At 41.3% G+C, this 25213-nt stretch carries 19 protein-coding genes; 9 read left to right on the top strand and 10 right to left on the bottom strand.

The genetic code is table 11. From position 1 onward, the window contains the following. Window positions 1-438 precede the first annotated feature (438 nt). Window positions 439-2616, top strand: coding sequence for a catalase/peroxidase HPI (gene katG / locus L1D46_RS12380; protein ID WP_130052967.1), 2178 nt, complete (start codon window positions 439-441; stop codon window positions 2614-2616). Window positions 2617-2956: 340 nt separating this feature from the next. Here the strand turns inward: katG and L1D46_RS12375 are convergent, their stop codons facing one another. Next, window positions 2957-4882 carry a hypothetical protein gene (locus L1D46_RS12375; protein WP_130052966.1) on the bottom strand — a complete coding sequence of 642 codons (1926 nt, stop codon included), beginning with the start codon at window positions 4880-4882 and terminating at the stop codon, window positions 2957-2959. A 138-nt stretch (window positions 4883-5020) separates the two neighbouring features. Continuing rightward, window positions 5021-6619, bottom strand: a complete 1599-nt coding sequence (locus tag L1D46_RS12370) for an ABC-F family ATPase (RefSeq protein ID WP_130052965.1) — start codon at window positions 6617-6619, stop codon at window positions 5021-5023. Window positions 6620-7146: 527 nt separating this feature from the next. Here L1D46_RS12370 and L1D46_RS12365 point away from each other — a divergent pair. Beyond that, window positions 7147-8772 carry a methyl-accepting chemotaxis protein gene (locus L1D46_RS12365; RefSeq protein ID WP_130052964.1) on the top strand — a complete coding sequence of 542 codons (1626 nt, stop codon included), beginning with the start codon at window positions 7147-7149 and terminating at the stop codon, window positions 8770-8772. A gap of 56 nt (window positions 8773-8828) precedes the next feature. Here L1D46_RS12365 and L1D46_RS12360 read toward each other — a convergent pair whose 3' ends face one another. The 3 genes from L1D46_RS12360 to L1D46_RS12350 form a co-directional block, all read right to left on the bottom strand. Beyond that, window positions 8829-9236, bottom strand: a complete 408-nt coding sequence (locus L1D46_RS12360; protein ID WP_130053041.1) for a phosphate ABC transporter substrate-binding protein — start codon at window positions 9234-9236, stop codon at window positions 8829-8831. A 12-nt stretch (window positions 9237-9248) separates the two neighbouring features. Continuing rightward, window positions 9249-10394, bottom strand: coding sequence for a porin (locus L1D46_RS12355; RefSeq protein ID WP_130052963.1), 1146 nt, complete (start codon window positions 10392-10394; stop codon window positions 9249-9251). 350 nt (window positions 10395-10744) lie between these two features. Further along, window positions 10745-11515, bottom strand: coding sequence for an EAL domain-containing protein (locus L1D46_RS12350; protein ID WP_130052962.1), 771 nt, complete (start codon window positions 11513-11515; stop codon window positions 10745-10747). Between the two features lie 640 nt (window positions 11516-12155). Here L1D46_RS12350 and L1D46_RS12345 point away from each other — a divergent pair. Both L1D46_RS12345 and L1D46_RS12340 read left to right on the top strand, forming a co-directional pair. Then, window positions 12156-12749, top strand: coding sequence for a class I SAM-dependent methyltransferase (locus L1D46_RS12345; protein ID WP_130052961.1), 594 nt, complete (start codon window positions 12156-12158; stop codon window positions 12747-12749). Between the two features lie 242 nt (window positions 12750-12991). Further along, entirely contained in the window at window positions 12992-14074 is a 1083-nt protein-coding gene (locus L1D46_RS12340; RefSeq protein ID WP_130052960.1) for an HNH endonuclease, read from the top strand. Window positions 14075-14252: 178 nt separating this feature from the next. Here the strand turns inward: L1D46_RS12340 and L1D46_RS12335 are convergent, their stop codons facing one another. Further along, a complete protein-coding gene (locus tag L1D46_RS12335) occupies window positions 14253-15278 on the bottom strand; it encodes a nuclease-related domain-containing protein (protein ID WP_130052959.1) in 1026 nt (341 codons plus the stop codon). 235 nt (window positions 15279-15513) lie between these two features. Between L1D46_RS12335 and L1D46_RS12330 the strand changes: the two genes are divergently transcribed. Next, complete coding sequence (locus L1D46_RS12330) at window positions 15514-16239, top strand: hypothetical protein (protein ID WP_130052958.1); 726 nt, start codon at window positions 15514-15516, stop codon at window positions 16237-16239. A 48-nt stretch (window positions 16240-16287) separates the two neighbouring features. On the opposite strand, the gene L1D46_RS12325 is transcribed toward L1D46_RS12330, so the two are convergent. Further along, on the bottom strand, window positions 16288-17142 hold the full coding sequence (locus tag L1D46_RS12325) for a LysR family transcriptional regulator (protein WP_130052957.1): 855 nt from the start codon (window positions 17140-17142) through the stop codon (window positions 16288-16290). An 81-nt stretch (window positions 17143-17223) separates the two neighbouring features. Between L1D46_RS12325 and L1D46_RS12320 the strand changes: the two genes are divergently transcribed. Both L1D46_RS12320 and L1D46_RS12315 read left to right on the top strand, forming a co-directional pair. Then, window positions 17224-17445: a DUF2798 domain-containing protein gene (locus tag L1D46_RS12320; protein ID WP_130052956.1), complete on the top strand. Its 222-nt coding sequence runs from the start codon at window positions 17224-17226 to the stop codon at window positions 17443-17445. Further along, entirely contained in the window at window positions 17442-17723 is a 282-nt protein-coding gene (locus L1D46_RS12315) for an antibiotic biosynthesis monooxygenase (protein WP_130052955.1), read from the top strand. Before L1D46_RS12320 ends, L1D46_RS12315 begins: the two co-directional genes overlap by 4 nt. A 761-nt stretch (window positions 17724-18484) precedes the next feature. Here L1D46_RS12315 and L1D46_RS12310 read toward each other — a convergent pair. Next, complete coding sequence (locus L1D46_RS12310; RefSeq protein ID WP_130052954.1) at window positions 18485-18790, bottom strand: hypothetical protein; 306 nt, start codon at window positions 18788-18790, stop codon at window positions 18485-18487. A gap of 113 nt (window positions 18791-18903) precedes the next feature. Here L1D46_RS12310 and L1D46_RS12305 point away from each other — a divergent pair, with 113 nt between their 5' ends. Together L1D46_RS12305 and L1D46_RS12300 are read left to right on the top strand one after the other, a co-directional pair. Next, the gene (locus tag L1D46_RS12305; protein ID WP_130052953.1) at window positions 18904-19827 is read left to right on the top strand and encodes a LysR substrate-binding domain-containing protein; all 924 of its coding nucleotides are present in this window, start codon (window positions 18904-18906) and stop codon (window positions 19825-19827) included. A gap of 136 nt (window positions 19828-19963) precedes the next feature. Beyond that, window positions 19964-20656, top strand: a complete 693-nt coding sequence (locus L1D46_RS12300; RefSeq protein ID WP_130052952.1) for a hypothetical protein — start codon at window positions 19964-19966, stop codon at window positions 20654-20656. Between the two features lie 429 nt (window positions 20657-21085). Here L1D46_RS12300 and L1D46_RS12295 read toward each other — a convergent pair whose 3' ends face one another. Both L1D46_RS12295 and dgt read right to left on the bottom strand, forming a co-directional pair. Next, complete coding sequence (locus L1D46_RS12295; RefSeq protein WP_130052951.1) at window positions 21086-23500, bottom strand: hypothetical protein; 2415 nt, start codon at window positions 23498-23500, stop codon at window positions 21086-21088. A gap of 108 nt (window positions 23501-23608) precedes the next feature. Next, window positions 23609-25066 (bottom strand): dGTPase, encoded by a 1458-nt coding sequence (gene dgt / locus L1D46_RS12290; protein WP_130052950.1) that lies wholly within the window; start codon window positions 25064-25066, stop codon window positions 23609-23611. Window positions 25067-25213: the final 147 nt, after the last annotated feature.

The raw sequence follows: 25213 nt of genomic DNA, 5'->3' as shown, positions 1-25213 counted from the left end.
TAAATAATTAATGCTGAAAGGCGTAATTAATAGTGCTATCCAAAACAATGCAGAGCTTCTGAAAATTAGCCCCACAAGCGACGCCACCACAAATCCCGATAACATCAAAATAGGTAAATGGGCGATAAAAAAGTTAATACTTAGCTGTCTAGCAACTTCAGGATTAATTGTTTTCATAAGGGCTACTCGCTGTAAAAAATACCCTTATAAAATGGACGCTTTGATAAAATGAATCAAATCAAATTTTCCTATCGGTGCAATCGATTTAAAACCATCTTTTGCATCTAGCTTTATTTAAATACAACTCCTATAGTTTCAAACAACAGGAACTTATTCGCTATTAGTTATTCATAACTAGTAGAAAATCTCTCTTTATGACGAAAGAGATAAAAGTAATTTCTAGCGTTTCGTCATATTTTAGCTTTTTAGGAGCACGCAATGAGTAATGGAAAAACGGGCGGGTGCCCGGTAATGCATGGTAGTAATACTGTCACAGCTCAATCGAACACTGACTGGTGGCCAAACGCACTTAATTTCGACATTCTTCATCAACACGACAGCAAAACGAACCCTTACGGCAAAGACTTTAATTACGCAGAAGCATTCAAATCACTAGACCTTGAAGCCGTTAAAACCGATTTAAAAAGTCTGATGACCGAAAGCCAAGAATGGTGGCCAGCCGATTGGGGTCATTACGGTGGTTTGATGATCCGAATGGCGTGGCACTCAGCAGGTTCATATCGTTTAGAAGATGGCCGTGGTGGCGGTGGTACAGGTAACCAACGGTTTGCACCGTTAAACTCATGGCCAGACAATGCTAACCTAGATAAAGCTCGACGATTACTTTGGCCAATTAAAAAGAAATACGGTAACAAACTTTCTTGGGCCGACTTAATTATTTTAGCTGGTAATATGGCTTACGAATCAATGGGTTTAAAAACCTTCGGTTTTGCAGGTGGCCGCGAAGATATTTGGCACCCAGAAAAAGATGTTTATTGGGGCGCTGAAAAAGAGTGGTTAGCACCAAGTGATGGGCGTTATTCAAATGTAGCCAAGCCAGATACCATGGAAAATCCATTGGCAGCGGTACAAATGGGCTTAATTTATGTTAATCCAGAAGGGGTGAATGGTAACCCAGACCCGCTTAAAACTGCTGAGCAAGTTCGCGAAACATTTGCCCGCATGGCAATGGATGACGAAGAAACAGCTGCGCTGACAGTTGGCGGTCACACTGTGGGTAAAACCCATGGTAATGGTAGCGAAGAAAACGTTGGTCCAGAACCAGAAGCGGCCGATGTGTTTGAGCAGGGTTTAGGTTGGAACAACCATAATTCACGTGGTATTGGTCGCGACACCATGACCTCAGGTATTGAAGGTGCGTGGACAACTCACCCAACAAAATGGGATAACGGTTATTGCTACTTGCTGCTTAACTACGACTGGGAGCTTAAGAAAAGCCCTGCGGGTGCGTGGCAGTGGGAGCCAATTGACATTAAAGAAGAAGACAAACCAGTTGATGTTGAAGATCCATCAATTCGTCTAAATCCTATTATGACCGATGCCGATATGGCAATGAAGATGGACCCAACTTATCGTAAGATCATTGAGCGTTTTAACGATGATTTTGAATACTTTAGTGATGTGTTTGCACGTGCTTGGTTTAAACTAACGCACCGTGACTTAGGTCCAAAATCACGTTATTTAGGTGCTGATGTACCAAGCGAAGATCTGATCTGGCAAGATCCGATCCCAGCGGTAGATTACACCTTATCAGACAGCGAAATTAGTGAACTTAAAACTAAGCTACTTAACTGTGGTGTAAGCCAAGCAGAATTAATTGCAACAGCATGGGATAGCGCCCGTACTTATCGTGGCTCAGACCATCGCGGTGGTGCAAACGGTGCACGTATTCGCCTCGCGCCGCAAAAAGATTGGCAGGGCAATGAACCAAAGCGTTTAGCTAAAGTATTAAGCGCACTTGAGTCAGTACAAGCGGGTTTAAGTAAACCAGTAAGCCTAGCTGATTTAATTGTACTTGGTGGGTCAGCGGCGGTTGAACAAGCCGCAAAAGCGGCGGGCGTTAACGTCACCGTGCCATTTTCGCCGGGTCGTGGTGATGCCACAGACGAAATGACAGATGCTGACTCGTTCGACGTACTTGAGCCAATTCATGATGGTTTCCGTAATTGGCTCAAAGAAGAGTACACGGTATCAGCAGAGGAGCTAATGTTAGAGCGTTCGCAATTAATGGGCTTAACAGCACCAGAAATGACCGCTCTTGTCGGTGGCATGCGTGTTCTAGGTACTAATCATAATGGTACTTTACACGGTGTATTTACAGATAACGTAGGCACATTAAGTACCGACTTTTTCGTGAACCTAACCGACATGGCTTATACTTGGAAGCCAATAGCGAAAGGTTATTATGACATCATTGAGCGCAGTACAGGTGTAACTAAGTGGACAGCAACGCGCGTTGATTTAGTATTTGGATCAAACTCAATCCTTCGCTCATATGCAGAGTTTTATGCACAAGACGATAACAACGAACGTTTTGTAAAAGACTTTGTCGACGCATGGGTGAAAGTAATGAACGCCGACCGCTTCGATATCTAATTTAAAATTCCGTTAAGTACAAAGGCCACACAGCTGAACTGTGTGGCCTTTTTTATTTAAAGAAGTTAGCGAGTTACAAGGGGAAAGGGGAAAGTTACGAGGGGAAAGAGTAAAGTTACGAGGGGAAAGAGTAAAGTTACGAAATGCGAGATGCGAGGGGAAAGTTGCGAGATGTAGGAGGCGTTTTAACGCCGAACAAGTAGCAGCGATTTTACATCGCGTCCTAGCGCCTAGAACCTAAAGCCTAGCGCCAAGGACGCGGGATAAACCCGCTGCTACATGTAGGCGTGAAACTTGTTTCGCGCGTCTGACCGCTGAAGGCTGATAGCTGAAAGCGCTTTTACTTCTCAATACCTAACCAATAACTGTTTTGGTATATGTTTTCTTCAACTTCTTTATCGCTGTAGTTATAGATACGTTGCCAAAACAGGCGGTCGAAAATGAATTTATCTGCATCTTTATGAATAATTTTAAAATTAATTAAAGAAGCATATAAATTTTCATCATCGCCTAACACATCATCCTTACAGCTAGAGTAATCAACTGCACTTGGGCACTGAGACATCATTGCAAAACTAATACTGTTATCAGCTTCAAATTGCCAATAGGTATTTGGCGTAAAGTTAGCTCTGTTTTCAAGGCCATATTGATCAGTATAATAAAAGCTGCCTTTACCATCATCATTTATAAACCAGTATGTTTTCAGGTTACCGCTGGTGTAGCCTTGACGTAAGTAGCTAAATAGGTGCTTATAGTCATCAAGAGTGATGGTTGAATCATCAATCACTTCCATGAATTCATACCCTAAGCGAGCCTGACGCTCTTCTTTATTTCGCTCGCGCACCATGAGTGTTTTACCATCAGGCAGAGTGAAAAATTGTAAGCTGGTATCTAGGCCATTGCCGGTTACCTTAACGGTTTCGCCATTATTGTCTAAGTTGTAATGCCACTTGAACGAGTCAGTACTTCTTGGCGTATTGAATGTTACCGTTGCAGTGTTGGCTGCTGTGATGGTGAAAAATGTTGGTAAATAACGAATCGTTAATCCTTCGCCTGTATCTGAATTTTTATTATTTAAGCGACCAGTATACGTTTTACCCACTTTAAGATCAGGAACCGCAATAGATGTCAGTTTTTGTAATGCAACAACCGATGTTTGCACCTTCATAGCTTCAGTTAGCTCTTCTGACTCAACAATATTCGCAGCGTCAGCTTCATCATGATAGCTAAGAACATGTTGTAGTTTTAGCACCGCAAAATCATCGAACTGCGCAACCACTTCGGCATTAACGAGGTTAAGGTCAAACTCTACATTCACCTCGTAGCCTTCTTTATTTAGCTGATTTGCATAGGTGTTCGTAAGAAATTTGTCGCCATTAATCGTTAACGTTTTACCTTGTAAGGTCGCCGAAAACTCTGCATAAGGGAATGATGTGGTACTGCCTGAAGCCGTCGGAATATAGCTTGCTATCGATACTTCAAAATAGCTCTCTTCACCTTCGGTATTTAAATGATTCACCGTGTGAAAAGTAGTGTGATCCATATCAGCATAATACGCAGAGCTAAGCTCTGTATTTGATTTATAAAGGGTAACTACTTCGCCTTTATCGGTTGAAACATTAAAAAGCTCAACACGAATAGCATCATCGCGCTTAGCCAACACTTCCATTTCAAGAAGAGCTTGTTGATTACACTCATGCAAGCAATCAATCGCTTGGGTATTTAATGCAATCACATCAGGATTCGACCAATCAAAACGGCTTAACTCACCATTTTGAGCAATCACCCCGGCATCTTCAGTAGCAAATGCCAGCTTTACGCTACCATCGCTTGATTGCCAGTTACCCATTACTTCGCTATTGCTAAGCTCAATCGGTTGCCATGCTGCACGGTTTTCGGCAACATTAACGGTTAGGGTATATTGGTTACTTGCTTTACCATCAGAGACTTCCACAGTAAAAGCATGGTTAGCTACTTCGAATAGGCTTGGCTGTGCACTAAAAGTTACTTGATTACTGCTGGTGGTTACATTTAGCCACTCTGGCTTATCAATAATCGTTGTAGTAACACTGTCGTTTTGCTCATCTTTTAAATCAACAACTAAATTAGCTGATTCAAGTGCTTTAGTAGAGAGAGTGAGCGAGCCAGAAAGCGTCGGTGCAGTATTTTGCTCTACTTTTACATCAGGCGTTTTATCTGTTGATGAACCGCCACCACAGGCTGTTAGAGCCAGAGTCAGTGCCGATACGCTGAGGAGCTTTTTCATTTAGGTCCCTTAAATTTATTGTTCTATTGAAGTCAAAGAAATTTAAGTTACCTAAAATGGGTAATTCAGTAAAGTGAATATGTAACTGAACGTAAACAAAAAAGGTGAGCTAACTTGCTCACCTTTTCGAAGAAGGGGTTATTGCGCTTGTTGCGCAACATGGTCCATATATTCGTCAAACGTGCCCTGAAAATCGATAAGTTGTTGGTCTTTAATATCGATGATACGAGTCGCTAATGATGAAACAAACTCACGGTCGTGGCTTACAAAAATCAGTGTGCCTTGGTAATCTTTTAATGCGTTATTGAGTGCTTCAATGGCTTCCATATCCATGTGGTTGGTTGGCTCGTCCATAATTAGCACATTGATGTCTTGCATCATTAACTTACCAAACAATAGACGGTTCTTTTCACCACCCGAGCAGTTACGCGCTTTTTTGTTAGCGTCATCTGCGGTAAATAGTAAACGGCCTAACATAGCGCGTACCATTAAATCGTTGTGCTTAGCTGTGCGCCACTGCGACATCCAATCGAATAGGGTTAAGTCGTTATCAAAGTCTTTGCTGCTGTCTTGCGGACAATAACCAATGCTGGCATTTTCAGACCACTTAACTATGCCTTCGTTGCTTTGTAATTCATTCACTAGGCAACGAAGTAGGGTGGTTTTACCAACACCGTTTTCACCAATAACCGCAAGCTTAGCGCCAGCTTCAAGTAATAACTCACCACCACTGAACAGGGTTTCACCATCAAAGCCATGACCTAATTTAGTTAGCTCTAAAGCTTGGCGATACATCTTTTTGCCTTCATCAAAACGTAGTGATGGACTAATACGACTTGATGCTTTTACTTCATCAAGTTTAATTTTATCCATGCGCTTAGCACGAGAGCTAGCTAGTTTTGCTTTTGATGCATTAGCACCAAAGCGGTTTACGAACTCTTGTAGTTCGTCTATTTCAGCGCTCTTCTTTGCGTTTTCAGCAAGCAGTTGTTCACGCTGCAAGCTTGAAGCTTCGATCCACTTTTCGTAGTTACCAGGGTAAATTCTAAGCTCACCGTAGTCGATATCGGCCATGTGAGTACATACCGAGTTTAAGAAGTGACGGTCGTGCGAGATGATAATCATCGTACACTTACGCTGGTTAAGCTCGTTAGCTAGCCAAGTAATGGTATGAATGTCGAGGTTATTGGTTGGTTCATCAAGTAGCAAAATATCAGGGTTTGCAAACAGTGCCTGTGCTAATAACACACGTAGTTTCCAACCCGGCGCAACGTTTGCCATTAAACCATAATGAAACTCTTGTTCTATGCCCGCTTGGAGCAAAATTTCTTCTGCACGGCTTTCTGCTGTGTAGCCATCCATTTCAGCAAAAATGCTTTCAAGCTCAGCTACTTTCATACCGTCTTCTTCACTCATTTCTGGTAGTGAATAGATACGGTCGCGTTCTTGTTTAACTTTCCAAAGTTCTGCGTCACCCATGATCACTGCATCAACCACTGTGTATTGCTCAAACGCAAACTGGTCTTGACTTAGCGTACCTAGCTTTAAACCCGGAGCAATTGACACATTGCCAGAGGTTGGAACAAGCGCACCGCTTAAAATTTTCATAAAGGTTGATTTGCCGCAGCCATTTGCGCCAATTAAACCGTAGCGATTACCGTTACCAAACTTAGCTGAAATGTTCTCAAAAAGGGGCTCTGCACCAAATTGCATGGTGATATTTGCGGTTGAAATCAACGAATTGTTCCTAGAAAAATACTGACAGGGTTATGGGCGCAGCAACTGCGAAAATAAACAAGCAATAGGGTAAATAATAGGCCGCGGATTATACAGATCAGCCCCAAAGAACGCTATTAAAAAGAAGAAAGTTTCAAGGGGAAAGAGTAAAGTTACGACAATTAAGCCCTTAGGACTGGCTTTAGCCGGGAAGTGTCTTAAGTTACGAGGGGAAAGAGTAAAGGGGAAAGTTGCTAGATAAGAGATGCGAGGTAGTAGCGATTTCACATCGCGTCCCAGCGCCTAGAACCTAGCGTCCAAAACCTAGCACCTATGTTTCATTCGTAGGCGTGAAACTTGTTTCGCGCGTCTAAGAGCTGAAGGCTTAAAGCTCTTATTTATTTTTGGTTCGGCACTGAAGTACCTCCTACAAGACCTCCTACAAATGAAACAAATATGAAAAAAAACCTGAAAATATATAAATATAGTTAATACTTTAGGGAAATCGGGCGATAATACTAAGTAATATGACAGTAGAGGTGGATTCAATGTCTGCAGGTATTTCTTTCAATAACTTGAGCATTACAAAAAAAATACACGCCATAACATGCATTGCTATAACGGCATTCGTGATCATAGTAGTAACTAATTTTATAGCGATGAATGACAACAAAATCTCGCTCGACGAGCTAGAGAAATCGTCATATCAGGTAGTTAAACTTACATCAGCAAACGTTGCGCTACTTGAAAAACTAGATGAGTTATACACTCAAGCGGTCACGTTTGGTGAATCAGACTTAGTTGATAGTGCTGCGCAAACGTATAAAACGATTAATGAAAATCTACAAAATATCATCAGCATTAACGACAGCTATGTGCATGCCGATACCAAAAAACAATTAGAGCTTTACGCACAAACCTCGTCGAGCATTGCAACCTCAATGATCGATGGTACTGCCGATTTCAGTAAAATTCAGCAGCAAGCACAGCAAAAAACACAGCAATATGAGGCTGTACTAGCAGGCTTTAAACAAGCACAAACTCGCGCAGATGATCGTTTTTTTGAACTGGTTCAAGCAACTAAAGCTCGTTCAGATAACGCACTTAATTTAATGCTTGTAGTGTCTGTTGTATCGCTGATCTTACTAATTGTTACCTCTATTTGGATTGCTCGTGGAATTGGCTCATCAGCAAGTGCTGCAGCAAATAACTTACGTCTATTAGCAGATGGTAAAGGGTCGTTAAGCACGCAACTTGAAGTACATGCAAAAGATGAGATTGGTCAGGTATCGATTAACTTCAACGCGTTTATTCAACTGTTAAAAGCTGCGGTACTTGAAGTAATAGCTGTTTGTGAACCATTAATGGAGAACTCAACGCGACTAGTGCAAGGTATGGAGCGAGCTGAACGCGCGACAACTAAACAAACATCAGATGCTGATATTGTTAAGCAGTCGATGGAAGAAATGCGTCAAAGTGTTGCTGATATCTCTCATTCGGCGGCAAACGCATCACAAGCTGCGCAAACAGCCGAGCGAGAGGTTGAGCAGAGTAAAACGCAAATACAGCGCTCTGTAACCGAATCTCGCACATTGAGTGAAGAAATAAATCAAGCTTCATCAACGATTAATCAACTAGCTAATGACACCAAAAATGTGACGCAAATCTTAAATGTGATCACCTCAATTGCCGAACAAACTAATTTACTAGCGCTAAACGCGGCTATTGAAGCCGCGCGTGCAGGTGAACAAGGACGGGGCTTTGCGGTTGTTGCAGATGAAGTGCGTGAACTGGCTTCTAGAACATCGCATTCAACAAACGAGATCAGAGAGCTACTTTCTACCTTAACAACTGCGGCAAGTGATGCTGTAAATGCGATGAATTCAGCACGAGACATGGCTACAAATAATGCAGAGGCTGCTGAAAGTACTGGGCAGTCTATTGATAAGATCTCTGAACAGATCTTAGAAATTAACGGTATGAACTCACAAATTGCAGCAGCAACTGAAGAGCAAACATCGGTTGCGAGCATGGTAGTCGAAAATGTGTCGAACATGCATATGTCATTTGAAGAAACGATGGACTCATTGTCGGCGGTGCGTGATGTCGCGAAGAACCTTCATTACTTATCTGATTCATTACTCGACGCCACTGCAAAATTTAAAGTCGAGTAATTTAAGCGAATAAAAAACCAGGCAATGCCTGGTTTTTTATTATCAGGAGTTGGTACTTAAAAAGTACCAACCACTTTTACTTTGTCTGTGACTTTTGCAGCATCAATATAACCAATGGCGTCACTGTTGGTAGCAACAAAGTCAATAACAGCTTGATCGTTGCCAAGTTTTTCAGGTGGAGTGCCTTTGCCTGTAAATACCAGTTTTGACCAATAAGCGTTTAGCTGGCTGCTCGACTTGCCAACCACCTTATCGTTAAACTCATCGCTTACGCTGTTGCCGTCTTGGTTTACCGGGTTTACTTTCGTGCCATCATCAAACGATTTTGCTTTACCGAGGTAAATCTTTTTGATTGTACCTTCATCAATAGCATTGCCATTTGCAGGGTTCACAATTACAGCAACGTCAGCAAAAGCTGCGTGCGAACATAAGGTGACCGCTGTAGCGATTAATAATTTTTTCATCATGAACTCCAATTAAAAAACTAAATCAACAGCAACAGCAACAACGTCGGTTTCTGTATCTGAAATGTCATCTTTAAAGCGACTGAAATCCACTTTTAAAGCGGCTGATGGGTGGAAGTCATAACGAGTACCAATGGTATACACATTGCTTTTCGCTTTTACGCCCTCAAGAACCTGATTAATACCGGCATTTAAAGCAGGTACTGTAGGTAGTGCGTTATAGCGGTTGCTATCGTGTTTGTCGTCGTTATTTTCGTAAGTTAAGTGCACAATCCACTCATCCATACGGTAACCAACAGATGTATAGTATTGAGTTTGTTTAGCAAGAGCGCTGTTTTCTACTTCAAACTCAGTGTATTCAGCGTCAAACAAAATGTTGTTGTAATCAATCGAAAAGCCCACTGCGAAGAAAGAGCCATCATCTTCGTCTACAGCAATATCATCTGCTTGATCAACAAAACCTGCGGCTCTCAGTGTTTGCTCTAGGCCATTAAGCGCAATACCCGCGTCAGTGTCGTTTTCAATGGCAATGCTTGTATCTGCTACAAAATATGCAGCACGGGCGCTGAACCAGTCATAGCTCATCGTCCAGTTAATACCTGCAATATCGTTAAGTTCTGTATCGCCATTAACAGATACCACTGCAATATTGCCATCGAAGCTACCGTAGATAACTTGGACTGTTGAGTCCCAATCGCCTAATTGCGTATTGTGTAAAAGGCTAATACCTTCATACGTTGAAAATGGTAAGTTATAAACAGACTGTGGCGGACGAACCCAACGGTAAGTGTAACCAACATCTAAAAAGTCTGAATAGCGATAAAAAGGAACGCGTAATTTACCCGCACTGACTTGTAGCTCATCAGTAAACTCATAGGTTAAATAAGCCCATTCAAACTCAGCATCAAAATCATCACTGCCACGAGCCACAATTTGTGCTGTAGCGCTTAGCTTTTCTTGTAAGTCAGCGGAGAGCTGTAATGCGAACATACTTTCGTTTTTAAACGAAATATCATCATCGTAACCATAGAGGGTTGCGTTGTCGTCAAGGGCTTTACCGCCGACAATTGAAGCGAAGCCGTTTATGCGAACTTCTGCCATTGTGTTTGCAGACACAAAAGCAGCACATAGAGCCAATGCAATAGGAAGTTTTTTCATTGTGTATCCCTAGTATTTAGTATGGAAATGTTGATTTCACTTAATATTATAGTCGTGCGTAGCGAAATGGGCGACACAAGTTACAGATAATTTGTAACTACATCAACGAATAAGTTGCTATTTTCACTAAAAAAGGGACTAAAAGTGGATAAAGTTGCGAGTTTCAAGTTACAAGGGGAAAGAGTAAAGTTACGAGATTCGAGGTAGCAGCGATTTTACATCGCGTCCTAGAGCCTAGCACCTAGCGCCTAATGACGCGGGATAAACCCGCTGCTACATGTAGGCGTGAAACTTGTTTCACGCGTCTGAAAGCTCTTGCTTTGTCGCAACTCGATTCTCGTTGTGCTTACTTACTCAAACTTACTAAAATCAACTTCTGGCAAGCTCTCAAACCCCGGGCGGGCGAAGAAATACCCTTGCATTAAACTTACGCCGGCTTGGCGCAACCATTGATATTCTTCAACTGTTTCAATCCCCTCGGCAAGGGCGGTTATGTTGAGTTCTTCAAACATAGCAATACAATGATTAACAATAACTTGGCGCGCTTTATTAAGGTGAATATCACGAATTAATTCCATATCCAGTTTAATAATATTGCTCTGAAAATCAGCCAATAAGTTTAAACCCGAATACCCAGAACCAAAGTCGTCGGTTGCGGTAATAAATCCCAGAGATTGATAATATTCGATCACGCGTTTGATGTGTGAACTGTCTTCAACTTGCTCAACCTCGGTAAACTCAAACATAATTTGTTCTACCGGAAAGCCATATTGTTTAGCAGCTTCAAGGGTTGTTCTAATACAGCGCTCAGGCTTGTAAATCGCGTTAGGTAAAAAGTTAATACTCAAAATCGAATCAAGCTTCAGCTTAGCTGCAAGCGAAATCGCTTTAATGCGACAAAGCTGGTCGAAGGTATAGCGGTTCTCATCGTTAACTTGTGAGATAACAGAATAAGCCGACTCATTATTAGGCCCTCTAACCAAAGCCTCATAGCCAAAAATGTGTTTATCGGTGCAATCAATAATTGGCTGAAAAGCCATTGTAAAATCAAAGCCAAGTTCTAAATTGTCTTTACAGTTATTGCAACCAGTAGGCTGGCAATGAGTTTGCTTGTCGTGCATGCTTACCTCAGACTAAAGTCTTCTTAATACATAATAGTGCTAGTAAATTGCCAATTGTGCAATGTTGTTGAGTTAAAAGTATAAAACTATAGGGAAAATGCGTAACTGAAGTTTTTCTCTGTGTAGCGCAGTGCCCCTCGGTGCTTCTGTGGTTCAAATATTTTTCGCACAAAGAGGAGTGAATGAGAAGACAGTGAGGATTTATCGTATTTACTGTCCGTATGTTTTCATAGACCTACTAGACCTTTTTCTAACCACAGAGGACACAGAGAGCACAGAGGAAGATAAGAAGATATTAAAGTGTACTTTCTCTAAAGCGAAGCGTCTCATAATCTCTTTGTGAGAGTGGTTCTTCTCTGTGCAGCGCGAAGCGCCTCTGTGTCCTCTGTGGTTCAAATATTTTTTGCACAATGAGAAGTGAATGAGAAAACAATGAGGTATAAAAACTTACTTCTCTAAAGCGCAGCGTCTCTTATCCTCTTTGTGAGTATTATTTCTTCTATACAGCGCTTCGTTACTTACGCTTGAATATATAAAAATTTCCCGTTAAAAATACTTAAAATCAATTTGATATCTTTTTAGTACTTAGCTTTAATGATATTTTAGCGCCAAGCAATCTTGCCAATATAAAGGAAGTAAAATGGCATCCAAAACCGTCGAATACTACAACCAAAATGCACAAGCATTTGTAGATGCCACACTCGATGTAGACCTCAATGAACTTTACGACGAATTCTTACCGCTGATCCCAAAAAAAGGCGCTTTACTTGATGCCGGTTGTGGCTCTGGCCGCGATGCTTTCATCTTTAAAGAGCGTGGTTATAGCGTAGATGCATTCGATATCAGCCCAGCTATGGCAAAGCTGGCGTCAGAATACTTAAACCAAGACGTTGCAGTAAGCAGTTTTCAAGAGCTAAACGACGTTGCCAAATACGACGGCATTTGGTGCTGCGCAAGCCTTATTCACGTAGCAAAAAACGACTTAACCGACGCATTCAACAACCTTGCACGTGCATTAAAGCCACAAGGCATCGTGTATGTATCGTTTAAATACGGCGACGGCGAGCGCGAACACAACGGCCGTGAATTTACCGACCTAAACGAACAAGCCCTTGAGAGCATTATTAAAAACACCGACCTGTTTATTCTCAAGTCATGGCAAAGCGCCGATCAACGCCCAGAGCGCGCCACAGAAACATGGCTAAACGCCATTCTGCATAGAAGAACGATATAGTAGTTTAATGCGGTATAGCAGGTTATACCGCAATTCTCCCAATATTGTATGGGTTTTAAAGAGTGACTCTACCTAAAATCCTATATTTGCAATAGCTTTTCATGCTAGATTGTTCCTAAACTAAATAGCCAATATTCAAGCCACAACAATGCGTTATGAGCATAAATGGCAAATAAATCGGCGTAAACAGGGAACAGTTCATGAACTTTAATGCACTATTCAAAAGTACATACAAGGCTTGATTGATGATGGCCATGCAGCAGCAACTCGATTTTATTGCATACATTCAGCGCATGCTGATGGAAGGCGACTTTAGTGCTACCTATAAGTTTGCACTATTGCATGCGTTAGCTGATGTTTGTGTTGAGCAGCCAATGATGTATGAAGCTAGCGAGTTAAACATTGATCTTGCTAAGCTTGCTGAAAAGTTAATAGAGCTTTATTGGCACCATGCAGTGCCATTTTCTTCTGCTCACAGTGGTGAAAGTGCTTTACTAAAACAAAATTCGGGGGCGCAATCAAAAGTAATTGCGGTGCTATATGAGTGCCAGCAAAACAATATTCGTAGCTTGCGCCAGCTTAAATTAAGCCCTTACTGGCACACTACTTACAAAGCAGCTTTAGACACTTTAAAAACAGGCCCGTTGTGGCGCTTACAAATTCTCGCCAAACAAGAAGAATGCTTTTTATATCCGCACACAAAAGGAAAAAGCTATATCACTCTAAACGCAGGCATAGCCGCTTGTTTTAGACGCTTTTACGATTTAGTTGTCTATTTAGCTAAAAATGCATGGCTACAAAAGATTCAAAGCATTAAGCACAATCAAGCACTTATTGGCCCGCAAAGCCAACTGCATGACTTTTTATTTGGTTTCGACCGCGCAGCACTTAACAAAGCAAAACCAGTTTTAGTCGAAATACAAAAAGGCCAGTGCTTTTATTGTCAAAAGCCACTCACTAGCGCGATAGAAGTTGATCACTTTATTCCATTTGCCCGCTACGCTAACGATTTAGGTCATAATTTTGTTGCTGCCCATAGAAGTTGTAATAACAGCAAAAGCGACTTTTTAGCAGCCCAGCTGCACCGTGAACGTTGGCAAGATCAAAACCTAGATCGTCACAGCCAGCTACTCACTGATGAACTAACTCGCTATTTTCATTGTGATGTAGACAAATCCCTCGCTGTAAGCAACTGGGCATACCAAGTTGCTAGCAGCAATGGCGCCAAACTCTGGCTTGCAAAAGATAGGTTTGAGTTGGCGGGGAGTAAAAATGTCCACGCGTTAGATTTAGTCGCGCAGACAAAGTACAAATATGATTCTTAATGAGCTTAGATTTAAGTTCCATATACCTTTTTTAAATGAAATCAAGCAATAACTCATTGTTCAGTTGCAGGCCAGTGCTGAGGTTTTCCCCGTGTTCACACCCGAAATTTAATTAATTCAAGCTGAGGGAACAGTGAGAACCTCGGGGCGCCGAGAGATTCAAAAGAGAAGTCGGCGTTTACTTCTCTTTGGTTGCCGTCGCCAACGCGACATTATTATCAAATTTTATTAGAGCTTTATTACCACAACCATTACAAATCAATGAGTAAGTATCTTTACGCTTACTAACTTTCGTATTTTGAACCGTACATTTTATACATGGTGCTTTCATCGGAGTATTTGTATTACAGTTTGAGCAATTGACATAGTACCCATATCGTCCTGAACGGGCTTCAAGAGTGTGTTTATTACTACAATTTTTACACTTTAAGTGTATGACTTTAGGTTCCTCAGCACTTAATAAAACCTCTTCTTTAACTTCACTTTTGTAAATTGATTCGGGTTCATTAAGGGTTACTGGTGACTCGTCGTTTACTGGTTGCTCGGTTGATTTAATATTTTGAGCTAAAAGAAACTGACAAATCTTAGATAGGCTTTCCTCATTAAACCATGGGCGCACGTTAGTTGAAAAAAAGTGTAGTGTGTTAGGGGGTGATGCTGGCAACTTCATTATTTCTAAAAGCTTATCAGCTATAAACTCTGACTTAACTAATCTATCTTCAAGCGATTTAGGCATGCAATCTCGATTGATTATGGCATTACTCGATATTGCACAGAGACTATGCCATTCACGACCACCAAAATTTTGCTGTATTTTGCCAAACATTTTGGGAAGTAACTGCTCTGCGTTACTCGTCACTAAACTCTTTAATAAGGCTTGTTGGAGTTCAACTTGCTTTATTGGTGATGGCATACCTTGCCATTTTCCTCGATAACTACGGCTCCATTCTTGATGCTCATTTATGGCAACTTCGCCCGTTATGCTTTTTGATTCGATTAAAATAAACCCATATGTATAAACAATTAAGTGGTCAATCTGAGCTGATTCGTTATTGTGCTTAAATTTAACATCATTGAATACGAATACTTGTGGATGATCTTTAAATGCTCGGCGCAAATAAAATGCTACATCTAGCTCTTGCTTGTCCCCGGCTTTAATCTTGAGTGATTGTGAAGTTGAAGGTGCTTTATCTTTTAAAATCATGAGAAGTCCGTTCTGTCATGTATTCGTATAGGGTACCACCGAAATGCAAAATTTAAATATTAAACTTAATGATGGATTTTAGGTAATGAAATTAAATGCATTTCATAGCTTTGTGTTTATTTCTCTTTGATTACCGCAACAACGCGACATAACTAAATAAATAGTTAATAGGCCACTTTTTCCACACCCTAAATTTGGTACAATATGGCCTACCAAATTACACAGATGTAATGTTATGAATAAATGGATTTTATTACTCGCTACTTTGATTGCGAGTTTCAACACAGTTGCTGATGAGCAATATTCAAAAAGTCGCTGCGATAGTATTGAGGCTGAGCGCGAGGGTATTCGTAAAAGAATGAATCGTAGCTACACGGCAAGGCAAGGTGAACGTTGGAATCAGCGTTTAGATGAGCTTTTTACGCTGCTTGCGAGACACTGCAAACACCCAAAAAGAAGCTCTGGTAATGGCGGTAATTATACGTATCGCTCAAACCCTACCTCACTTTTAAACACCAAAGTACATAACTCTACGGTGTATTCAAATTCATATAATGACGATAAAAAACGCCATGCTTGGGGGCAATTTTATCAATTACCTGATCGCTGTAGAGCGAAGGATATTCAGCAGGCTGATTTTGTATGGTGTAGCGAAAATAAAGCTGAGCAAAAGGCGCTATTTGAATCGGCTTGGAGCGGTAAAGCAAAAGCAGACAATAAAGATGTTGTTATTACAGTAAAGCCGACGATTACAGAAATAAATACAAATAAAGCCACAAACCAAGACGTGATAAAAAGCCCGATAATCGAAGCACCCGTTAAACACGTTACGGCACCTTTAAATGAGAGTGTTAGTCAGCAATCTAATAAGTTGAGTGACCTTAAAATTTGGCAATTAGCCTTGGTAGGCTTAGCGGCTATGTTGTTTGTGTTTGGTCTTTATGGTTGGTTTAAAGATTGAGTTGTTATACAGGCTAAAGCCCGACCTACAATGCCTCGCAACGCGCAACTACAGTTTCAACACCTCTCCTTGCAAGCTTGGGGAGTCTGCAATACTGGTTTGGAGTTGTTCAATCAACAACTGGGCATTCGCTGATGGCGTGCGTGAATGTGGCCAGAGGGCGTAAATTGGCCTTGCGGGAATATTATGGGGGGAGTCGATATAACTAAAGTTGCTGGTGTCGTCTATACAGCAAATTTCACTCATGGGTAGCAAGCCAATGCCATAGCCTGCTTCAACCATTTTTCTGGCGATTGTAATATCAAAACAAAAGCTTATGTGTTCATACTCGGTTTTTAATTTGTTAAGTAAACCGCTGGGTAGTTGTGACTCTGAATAGGGCAGTATCAACCTTGATGTTGGGGCATCTTTCTTTGTAATTAGCTTTATTGCGATCATGCCTAGGCGCTTTTGAAAATAGCTTGAGTCTTGTTGTTCGCCAATGCGAATGGCTAAGTCAAAACGTTTTTGGCTTAGTTGGCTGTTGGCATTACTTGGGTAAATGTGGAGATTTAACGCAGGGTTTGCCATTGCAAACTGATTAACTGCACCCATCAGTGGGCCTGCAATGATGTTTTGTGGGCACAACAGGTAAAACTCTTTTGCGGCGGGCGAGTCATTTAATTGCTCAAGCTGGCTGTTAAGAGCAAGCACTTGCTCGCCTAACTCGTTATACAGTGATTCGCCTTTGGCGGTTAACACAATGCCTCGAGCTGTGCGTTGCAGTAATGGTTCGGCGAGCTTTTCTTCTAACGCCTGAATGCGCCTTGATAGGGTTGATAGATTCAGTCCTAGATCTTTTGCTGTTTGGCTCATGCTTTTACGGCGCGCTATTTCAATAAATAAATGCAGATCATCCAGCATACGACTCCCTCAATCTTAGTTTGCATTTTCGTGACTGTTGCCACTTGCGTTGTATAAATATAGTAACGCCAAGGAGGACATATGAAAATTCATTTTACTTTTACTGCGGCATTTTCGTTTTTAATGTCGTTTTTACTTTCGGCATGGGTCACTTATGTCAACTTAGGGCTGAGCGATACATTTTTTCTAAGTTGGATGAAGGCGTTTGTCAATGCGTGGCCTGCTGCATTTGTGGTGGCTTTTACGGTTGCCCCGCCAATTCGGGCATTGGTTTTAAAGTTATATAGTAAGGAGTCAGTATGATTAATATCGTGGCAAAAATTATCCCAAAGGCGGCATTATTTGACGACTGTAAAGGGCGTTTACAGGGCATTTTAGCAGCCACTCGTTCAGAGCCAGGTTGTAATCGTTTTGAGCTGTATGCGAGCAAAGAGCAGCGTTGTTTGTTTTTAGTTGAGCAGTTTGAATCGCAAGCCGCTCTTGATGAGCATTATGCTAAGCCCTATACCCAAGCAGTGTTCGCGTTTTATGAAAATGCGTTGGCGGAGCCGGTTGAGGTAGAGGTGGTGGAGGAGTTTTAGATTTAATATTCACAAAGAGGATAAGAGGCGCTGCGCTTTAGAGGTAATTAACTAATTGGCTTAATTTAGTATCTCATTGTCTTCTCATTCACTTCTCTTTGTGAATAAAGGTATTTGAACCACAGAGGGCACCGAGGCGCTGCGCGCTACACAGAGAAACTTAATGCACAAAGAGATTATGAGGCGCTGCGCTTTAGGGGGAATTAACTAATTGGCTTAATTAGTATCTCATTGTCTTCTCATTCACTTCTCTTTGTGAATAAAGATATTTGAACCACAGAGGGCACCGAGGCGCTTCGCGCTACACAGAGAAACTTAATGCACAAAGAGATTATGAGGCGCTACGCTTTAGAGCAGTATACTTTAATATCTTCTTATCTTCCTCTGTGCTCTCTGTGTCCTCTGTGGTTAGAAAAAGATCTAGTAAGTCTATGAAAACATAAGGACAGTAAACACGAAAAATCCTCATTGTCTTCTCATTCACTTCTCTTTGTGAATAAAAGTATTGGAACCACGGAGGGCACCGAGGCGCTTCGCGCTGTGCAGAGAAACTTAATGCACAAAGAGGTTATGAGGCGCTGCGCTATAGATAACTTCTTGTCTTCCTCTATGCTCTCTATGTCCTCTGTGGTTCGAAAAAAGATCTAGCAAACCGCTCGTTTCTTCATTTAAACGCACGAAACACGTTTCATACATACAGAAAAAACTAGGCTACTGGGGAAGTACTGCATTCGTAGCCTAGTTTAACAAGGTTGAAAGGGTTACAGCATATAGAGAATTTGCTTGGCTTTTTTTCGGGTTAAACAAGCGGCCATTGGGCGTTTTGCAAACAGCTTGGCTGAGACAGTATGCTCTTTGCCCATGTATTGGTTGTGCAGAGTTTGCACATTGACTTTGCAGGTCACCGAATTTGTGTTTTCTACATAACGAATTTCTACTCGTTCTACTTTTTGAATTAAGTTTTTATAAGGGTAGCCTTCATCGGTATCAAGCTGCGTTATTACCGGTTGATTGGCATAACTAAAGCTTGAGGCACACAAAAGTAATAAAATAATTAAGTATTTCATGGTGGTTGTCCTTGTCTTGTTGCGGTTGGCTGTATGAGTATTACTTGTGTTACGACTACTGACAAACGATTAAAAATTACCTATGCTTAAGTTTTTATTAATCATGAATGCGTATGCAGTTACCTCCATTAAAAAGCCTTTGGTACTTTAAGCACGCGGCAGAGTTAGGTAGTTTTAAGCTCGCGGCAGAGCAATTATTTGTTAGCCAAGCTGCGGTTAGTCAACAAATTCGCCTGTTAGAACAACAGCTTGATTGCAGTTTATTTACTCGTCATACCCGCTATGTAGAACTAACTCGCCAAGGCGAACAACTTTTACCCCATGTACTTAAAGGCTTTAGTCATTTGCAGGCTGGTGTACAGGCTGTTAGTCAAGATAGCCACCCAAATACGTTAAACTTAACTGTGTTACCTTCTTTCGCCAGTGGCTGGTTACTTGGTCGTATTAGCGATTTTCAAAACAAATACCCCAATATCAAAGTGCGTATAGAGCCTAGTGACCAACTTGCTGACTTTTCATCTGGACAGGTCGATTTAGGTATTCGATTTGGGCAAGGTAGTTACCCGGGTTTGCATAGTGAGCTTATCAGTGACGACAGCCTATTTTTGGCTTATAAACCTGGTGCCATTGATGTTCATAAGCCCCTAAAACCACAGGTTCTGGCACAAAAATTAATTAAAGATGTGTGCCCAGATGCAGAGAGAGGCTGGTTAACTTTGGCTCAGCAACTAGCTGTCAGTCCAGATGCGCTCCCCGCACTTGAAATCGATAATGCAGCATTGGTTATTCAAGCCACGTTAGCAGGGCAAGGTATTGCATTGGTAAGACGGCGCTTAATCGAAACTCAACTTCAACTTGGTCAGCTAGAGATTTATCCAAACTTTGAATATCAATGCCAATTTAAGTATTACCTTGCTGCGCCGCCCGATCATTTTAAATGGCAAAAAGTACGGCTGTTTAAAGCTTGGTTGCTTGAGCAGTTTGCTATGGATGATCAGCAGTTTGATAGTGGAAATAATCAATCTGAAGACTTTTAATAAGTATTGCTCGTGGGATATGTAAAAGCTTGCACTGGTAATTTATCAGTCTTTTAGGTGGGTTTAGCGCAGATTTCTTGCAGTTTTATTAGAAACTGCTAATCTGTACCCCTAACTTTTACAGTGACGTAAATTAATGATTAAACGGATTTTAATGACAACAGCGTTGTTGTTGCCTAGTTTTGTCTGTGCGCAGCAATCAACTCCTTCAGAAGCTTGCCAATCTATGCAAGCAGAACGTGTAGAGTTACAAATAGCCCTGCGCAAAACCAATCTTCTCGACAAAATTGAAGCTTATAAACAACGCATTCAAAGCTTGTCGGCACGAATATCTGAAACATGCTTTAGTGAAGAGCAAATAGCAGAGCTTAAATCGTCTTTGTATAACCCTGACATTAATGAGCTTGAAAACACTTTGGCAGAGCCATTAACTGAGCAAGCCTACATTAGCAAACAAGCTGCATGGGAGCGCTTTTATGTTATGCCGCCACGTTGCGCTGCTCGCTCATTACAGCTGCAAAATCTAGAGTCGTGCTTTGAAAATAAGCAAGTTCAGTTTCAGCAGTTTGATATGTTATGGCAGCAAAAAAATGCTCAACTTGCCCGAACAGAAGCAAAGCCTACTGACCCTTTTCATGAGTTTGTATTACCCAGTAAAGCTGAGCGCGCAAAAATTAGTATGGAGCAAGAGCTAAAGCGCTACAGTTATGGTACAGATTCGTTTTTACCAACTAACATAATTGTGTTGTGTGTTTTAGCTGTACTGGTGTTTTTTGGTTTGATATTTGTGTTTCATTGGATAATGCGCCCACGTCCAATTGTAAAGTGAGCCAAATGGGAAGTTAGCGAGAGTAAAGGGGAAAGTTGCAAGGGGAAAGGTTCTAGGCAAGATAAACACTGTTTTTAGTCGTTAGATGTTAGGTGTCAGCCGAGCTATGGGGTTGGTTAGGTCGGGTGTTCTTCCCAGCGATTTAAGCCTTGTAGGAGGTACTTTAGTGCCGAATAGAATCAAACATAATCCATGTAAACCTTTTCAAATTTTCTATATTCAGACGCGCGAAACAAGTTTCACGCCTACGGGGGGAAGCATAGGCGTATGGGTTTAGGCGCTAGGACGCGATGTAAAATCGCTGCTACAGACTAGCATCTCGTTTCTCGCTACTTTTCCCTCGTAACTTAAGACAATTCCCGGCTAAAGCCAGTCCTACGGGCTTTAGCCTCGAAACTTGTAACTTTCCCCTTGTAACTCGTAACATTATCACTCATCCGTTTTAAACTGTTTGGCGCGCTCTTCTGCGTCAATCAAGGCTTGTGATTTTGGCTGTTTGGATTTGCTTTCAATCACAGGCTTCTCGTCTGAACTGGGATCCCAAGCAGGGTCAAGTGATAAGTTGGCAAATGGGTTATGTGGCTTATCATCTTGTTGCTCTAACTCTTTATCAGCCTCTTTAAGCTCATCGTCGTCATTTAACTCTTTAGAAACATCAACCGTTTCTTCAATTGGCTGTGTCGGCTCTTCTAAACTAAATGAAGCGGGTTCATCTTGCAGCTCTTGCTCAAGTGCTTGTAAAGCTTTAGCTAAATCATCATCGCTAATATCGTCTTGATCAGCTGTTGTATTTGGTGCAGTGACTGTTTGATCTTGTTCAGTGAAATGATCAGTAAAAGATAAATCATCATCCATTAATGAAGATAAGTCATACTCAGGTACCTCATCTTTTGCAGGTTCATCATCAGCGATAGGCTCTTTAGTTGAGTATTCATCAAAACCAAACGATGAAGATGCAGTAAAGCTAGGCTCTTCTATTTCTGGTTTCTCAAGTTCGTCAATTTCAGGTTTTTCAAGCTCTTCTACCTTAGCTAAAACTGGCTCATCGTCAGCGATAGGCTCTTTAGTTGAGTATTCATCAAAACCAAACGATGAAGATGCAGTAAAGCTAGGCTCTTCAATTACTGGCTTTTCAAGTTCGTCAATTTCAGGTTTTTCAAGCTCTTCTATCTCAGCTAAAACTGGCTCATCGTCAGCGATAGGCTCTTTAGTTGAGTATTCATCAAAACCAAACGATGAAGATGCAGTAAAGCTAGGCTCTTCAATTGCAGGCTGATCAAGCTCACTAATTTGAGGCTTTTCAGGCTTTTCTATCTCAGCTAAAACTGGCTCATCGTCAGCGATAGGCTCTTTAGTTGAGTATTCATCAAACCCAAACGATGAAGATGCAGTAAAGCTAGGCTCTTCTATTTCTGGTTTCTCAAGTTCAGTTATTTCAGGAGCCTCTAGTTCTGGCTCTTCAAATGGCTGGGTCTCAGTGATTCGTGGTTCGTCTTCTGCGATAGGCTCTTTAGTTGAGTATTCATCAAAACCGAAAGAAGATGTAGTAAAGCTTTGCTCTCCTAAGGCCGGTTCATCTTGTTGAACGTCATCAGATTGACTATCTACTTCTTCGTTAACGGTGAACGATGAAGAAAGGTTTGCGAGTTTAAGCTCTTGCTCTAGCTCGCGTTGTTCATCTAAAAAGTCATCTTCAGAATCATGCGTGTTTTTCTCGTCGTAGCCAAGTTCAAGATCTTTAAATTGATGGGCATTAGCAAAATCATCTGCAGGAGCGGGTTCTTCTGATGTTTTAGATTCTTGCTCGTCTGTATCATGCTGAGCACTAAAGTGCATAAGTTCAGATAGTTCATCACTGCTTTGTGTTTCGATTGCCGAAAAAGCATTGTCAGGTACTATATTGCTGTCCGCATGCGGATGATCTTGTTCTTCACTAAGCACGGCGGCAGTTGCATTTTTTAACTCTTCAGCTTCTTTTTCAGCGGCAGCTTGCGCTTCTGCTGCGGCTTTTAATGCTTTAGCTTGCATCAAGCTTTGTTCAAGCTCTGAGTCTTCGTCTGCTTTTTTGCTTTGACGAATACGCACAATCACTAAACCTGCAACAAGTAGCACCAACAACACAATTAGGCTTGGCATAAATAATGAGCTTGAAGAGCTATCATTGTTTTCTGGAATTGGAGCTGGAGTTGGTGCCGGAATAGGTATTAGCGCCGAATCTACTTTTGTTTCAGGTTCAACTGGTTTTTCAGCAGGTGCTGTTTCAGCTTCAGCACTTTGGGGTTTAACTGCAACAGCTTGCTCTTGAATTGCAGGGTTGGTAGTTGATTCTACTACAGGTTCTTCAGGAGCATCAGAAATCGTAATTCGATCAACTTTTGCTGGCATTTCTGTTTGCTCTGCAGGTGTTGAACTTTGCTCTATTTGCTGTTGCTGTGATACAGGCTCTTGAACTTGGGGTTCTGCAGCTAATTGCTCTGGCTGAGTTTGCTGTTCGTTGATTTCAGAAGGTTGCTCAACAGCTGGTGTAGTCTCTTCTTCAGGCGTAGCTAGAATTGCACCAGAATGTACATTAGGGTTGGCTGCTGTCGCTGAATTAACAGGAACGATTTCTTTAGTTTGTTGTTCTAGTTTTTCAAAGCCAGCTGCGTTATTTACAGGGGTGGGATTTTTACAGTTTTTTTCATAGTTTCTGGCAGCAGATCGGTAGTTCTTATTGCTGGTATTAAAGCGATACTCGTGCATTTGCTGTTTTAACAAAATACACATAGCTTCGTTGTACTGCGCTTTACTCGTAAAGCTTAAGCTTAGGAGTAATAAGCAAAAAGTTGTTCTAATAATTGGCATAAGTTCAGACCAGTAAGGTTTAATTGATGAGCCGACAGTTAATTAATTCTAAGCTGAGACGGGTAATTTATCCACATTAGGTTAACAAATTACGACTATTCGTATTAGCTAATCAATTACCATGAGCGCACGGTATTCGTCGTAAGCAAATTGGTCGGTCATACCGCTGATATAATCTTGAATTAGGCGGCAGCGATAATAAAATTCGTAGGCGGCAAAATGATCTGGTTCGGCTTTTAGGGCATCAATGGCTTTTTGGTAACTATTTAAATGTTTATTAGACAGCTTTTTAACTAGGCGTGTTTCAATTAAATAGTTTTGATCGCCTCTTAAAACACGCTTAAAAGCTTCTGCATCAAGGGTAAGTAAAGGTTTATAGCAATCGAGTAAACCGCTAATAATACGGTAACCTTGCAGCTCTAAGCGCTCTACTTCTTTGTGGCAAAATACATGCTTTAAAGCTACCTGTTTTAAAGTGAGCGTAACGGCGTGCAAGTGACTGCGGTCTTCTAATAAAGCCTGATTAAAATCACCGTGATAAATGGCTTCTATATTATTAATAAACCGGTCTGCCGCGTAACTTACCAATGGGTGTAGCAAAGTAACTCGCAGATAGATAAAAAACTCACTGTTAAAATTGTAGGGCTGCTCTTGAGCTTTACTTAATGCATAATCAATCGCTTTTTCGGCAAAGTCACTGTGCTTAGTATCGTTAATGGTTAGGTTAGTGAGTGTGCGGGTGTATTGATCTTTTAGCTTTTCACATAGCGACTCAACACTAATAATGCCCTTTTCTACGGCATCTTCAATATCGGCTAAACAATACGAAATATCGTCGGCAGCTTCCATAATATAGCTAGCAGGATGACGGCAGTATTGCTCAATTTCGAGCTCAGTTTGCAGTGCATCTATAAAAGGTTTTTCGCTAAAGTAATAACCCACTTTTTTCATCAGGTAATTTTTATCTTGCGGACTGTCTTTTTTCGTCATGCTGGCCGGGCGGGTGTATTTTAAAATTCCGGCACTTTGGCTGTAGGTTAAGTTTAGTGATAGTAATGAATGAATTATGCGAATACCTTGGGCATTACCTTCAAAGCTTTTGATGTCTTGTGCTAGGTGTTTAAAGATCACACTAATGCCAATACCTTTACAGCGCTCTGGTGTTAGTGCGTCTAAGTGTTTTTCAAACCATTGGTTGATGGCTGCCTCGCCAAAGTGACCAAATGGCGGGTTGCCGATATCGTGCATTAGGCACGCCATTTCTACTAGGCTTTCAAGCGGTCGTTCAAGCCCCGCTAGGCCATACTCTTTTTGTTTTGCATCACTAAGCTTATTAAAAATTGTTTGTACTATAAAACGGCCTACTTGTTGTACTTCAAGCGAGTGAGTTAGTCTTGAGCGCACTGCGGCGTTGCGTTCGAGTGGAAAAACTTGGGTTTTTTGTTGCAAGCGGCGAATTGCAGCGCTGTTAATAATGCGGCCCCGATCACTTTCAAGCGCAGTGTGTAAATTATTGGTAGAACGCATTTCGCGTGCTGGAGTTATTTTCTTACCAAAATCGATCATTTCTCATTCCCACAAAGCGGTAAAATCGGGCTTTTGCGTGTTGTTAGCAAAATTTTGCCAGTTATTAAATTAAATCTAACAGCTTGTATCTTAAATTAAAATATCCATTTTTATTAAAGTTATTACTTTAAATAAAGACCTTTATTC

The organism is Pseudoalteromonas sp. Isolate3 (genome assembly GCF_022398505.1).
Lineage (GTDB): Bacteria > Pseudomonadota > Gammaproteobacteria > Enterobacterales > Alteromonadaceae > Pseudoalteromonas > Pseudoalteromonas apostichopi.
This window is presented reverse-complemented; position numbering and strand designations above follow the sequence as displayed.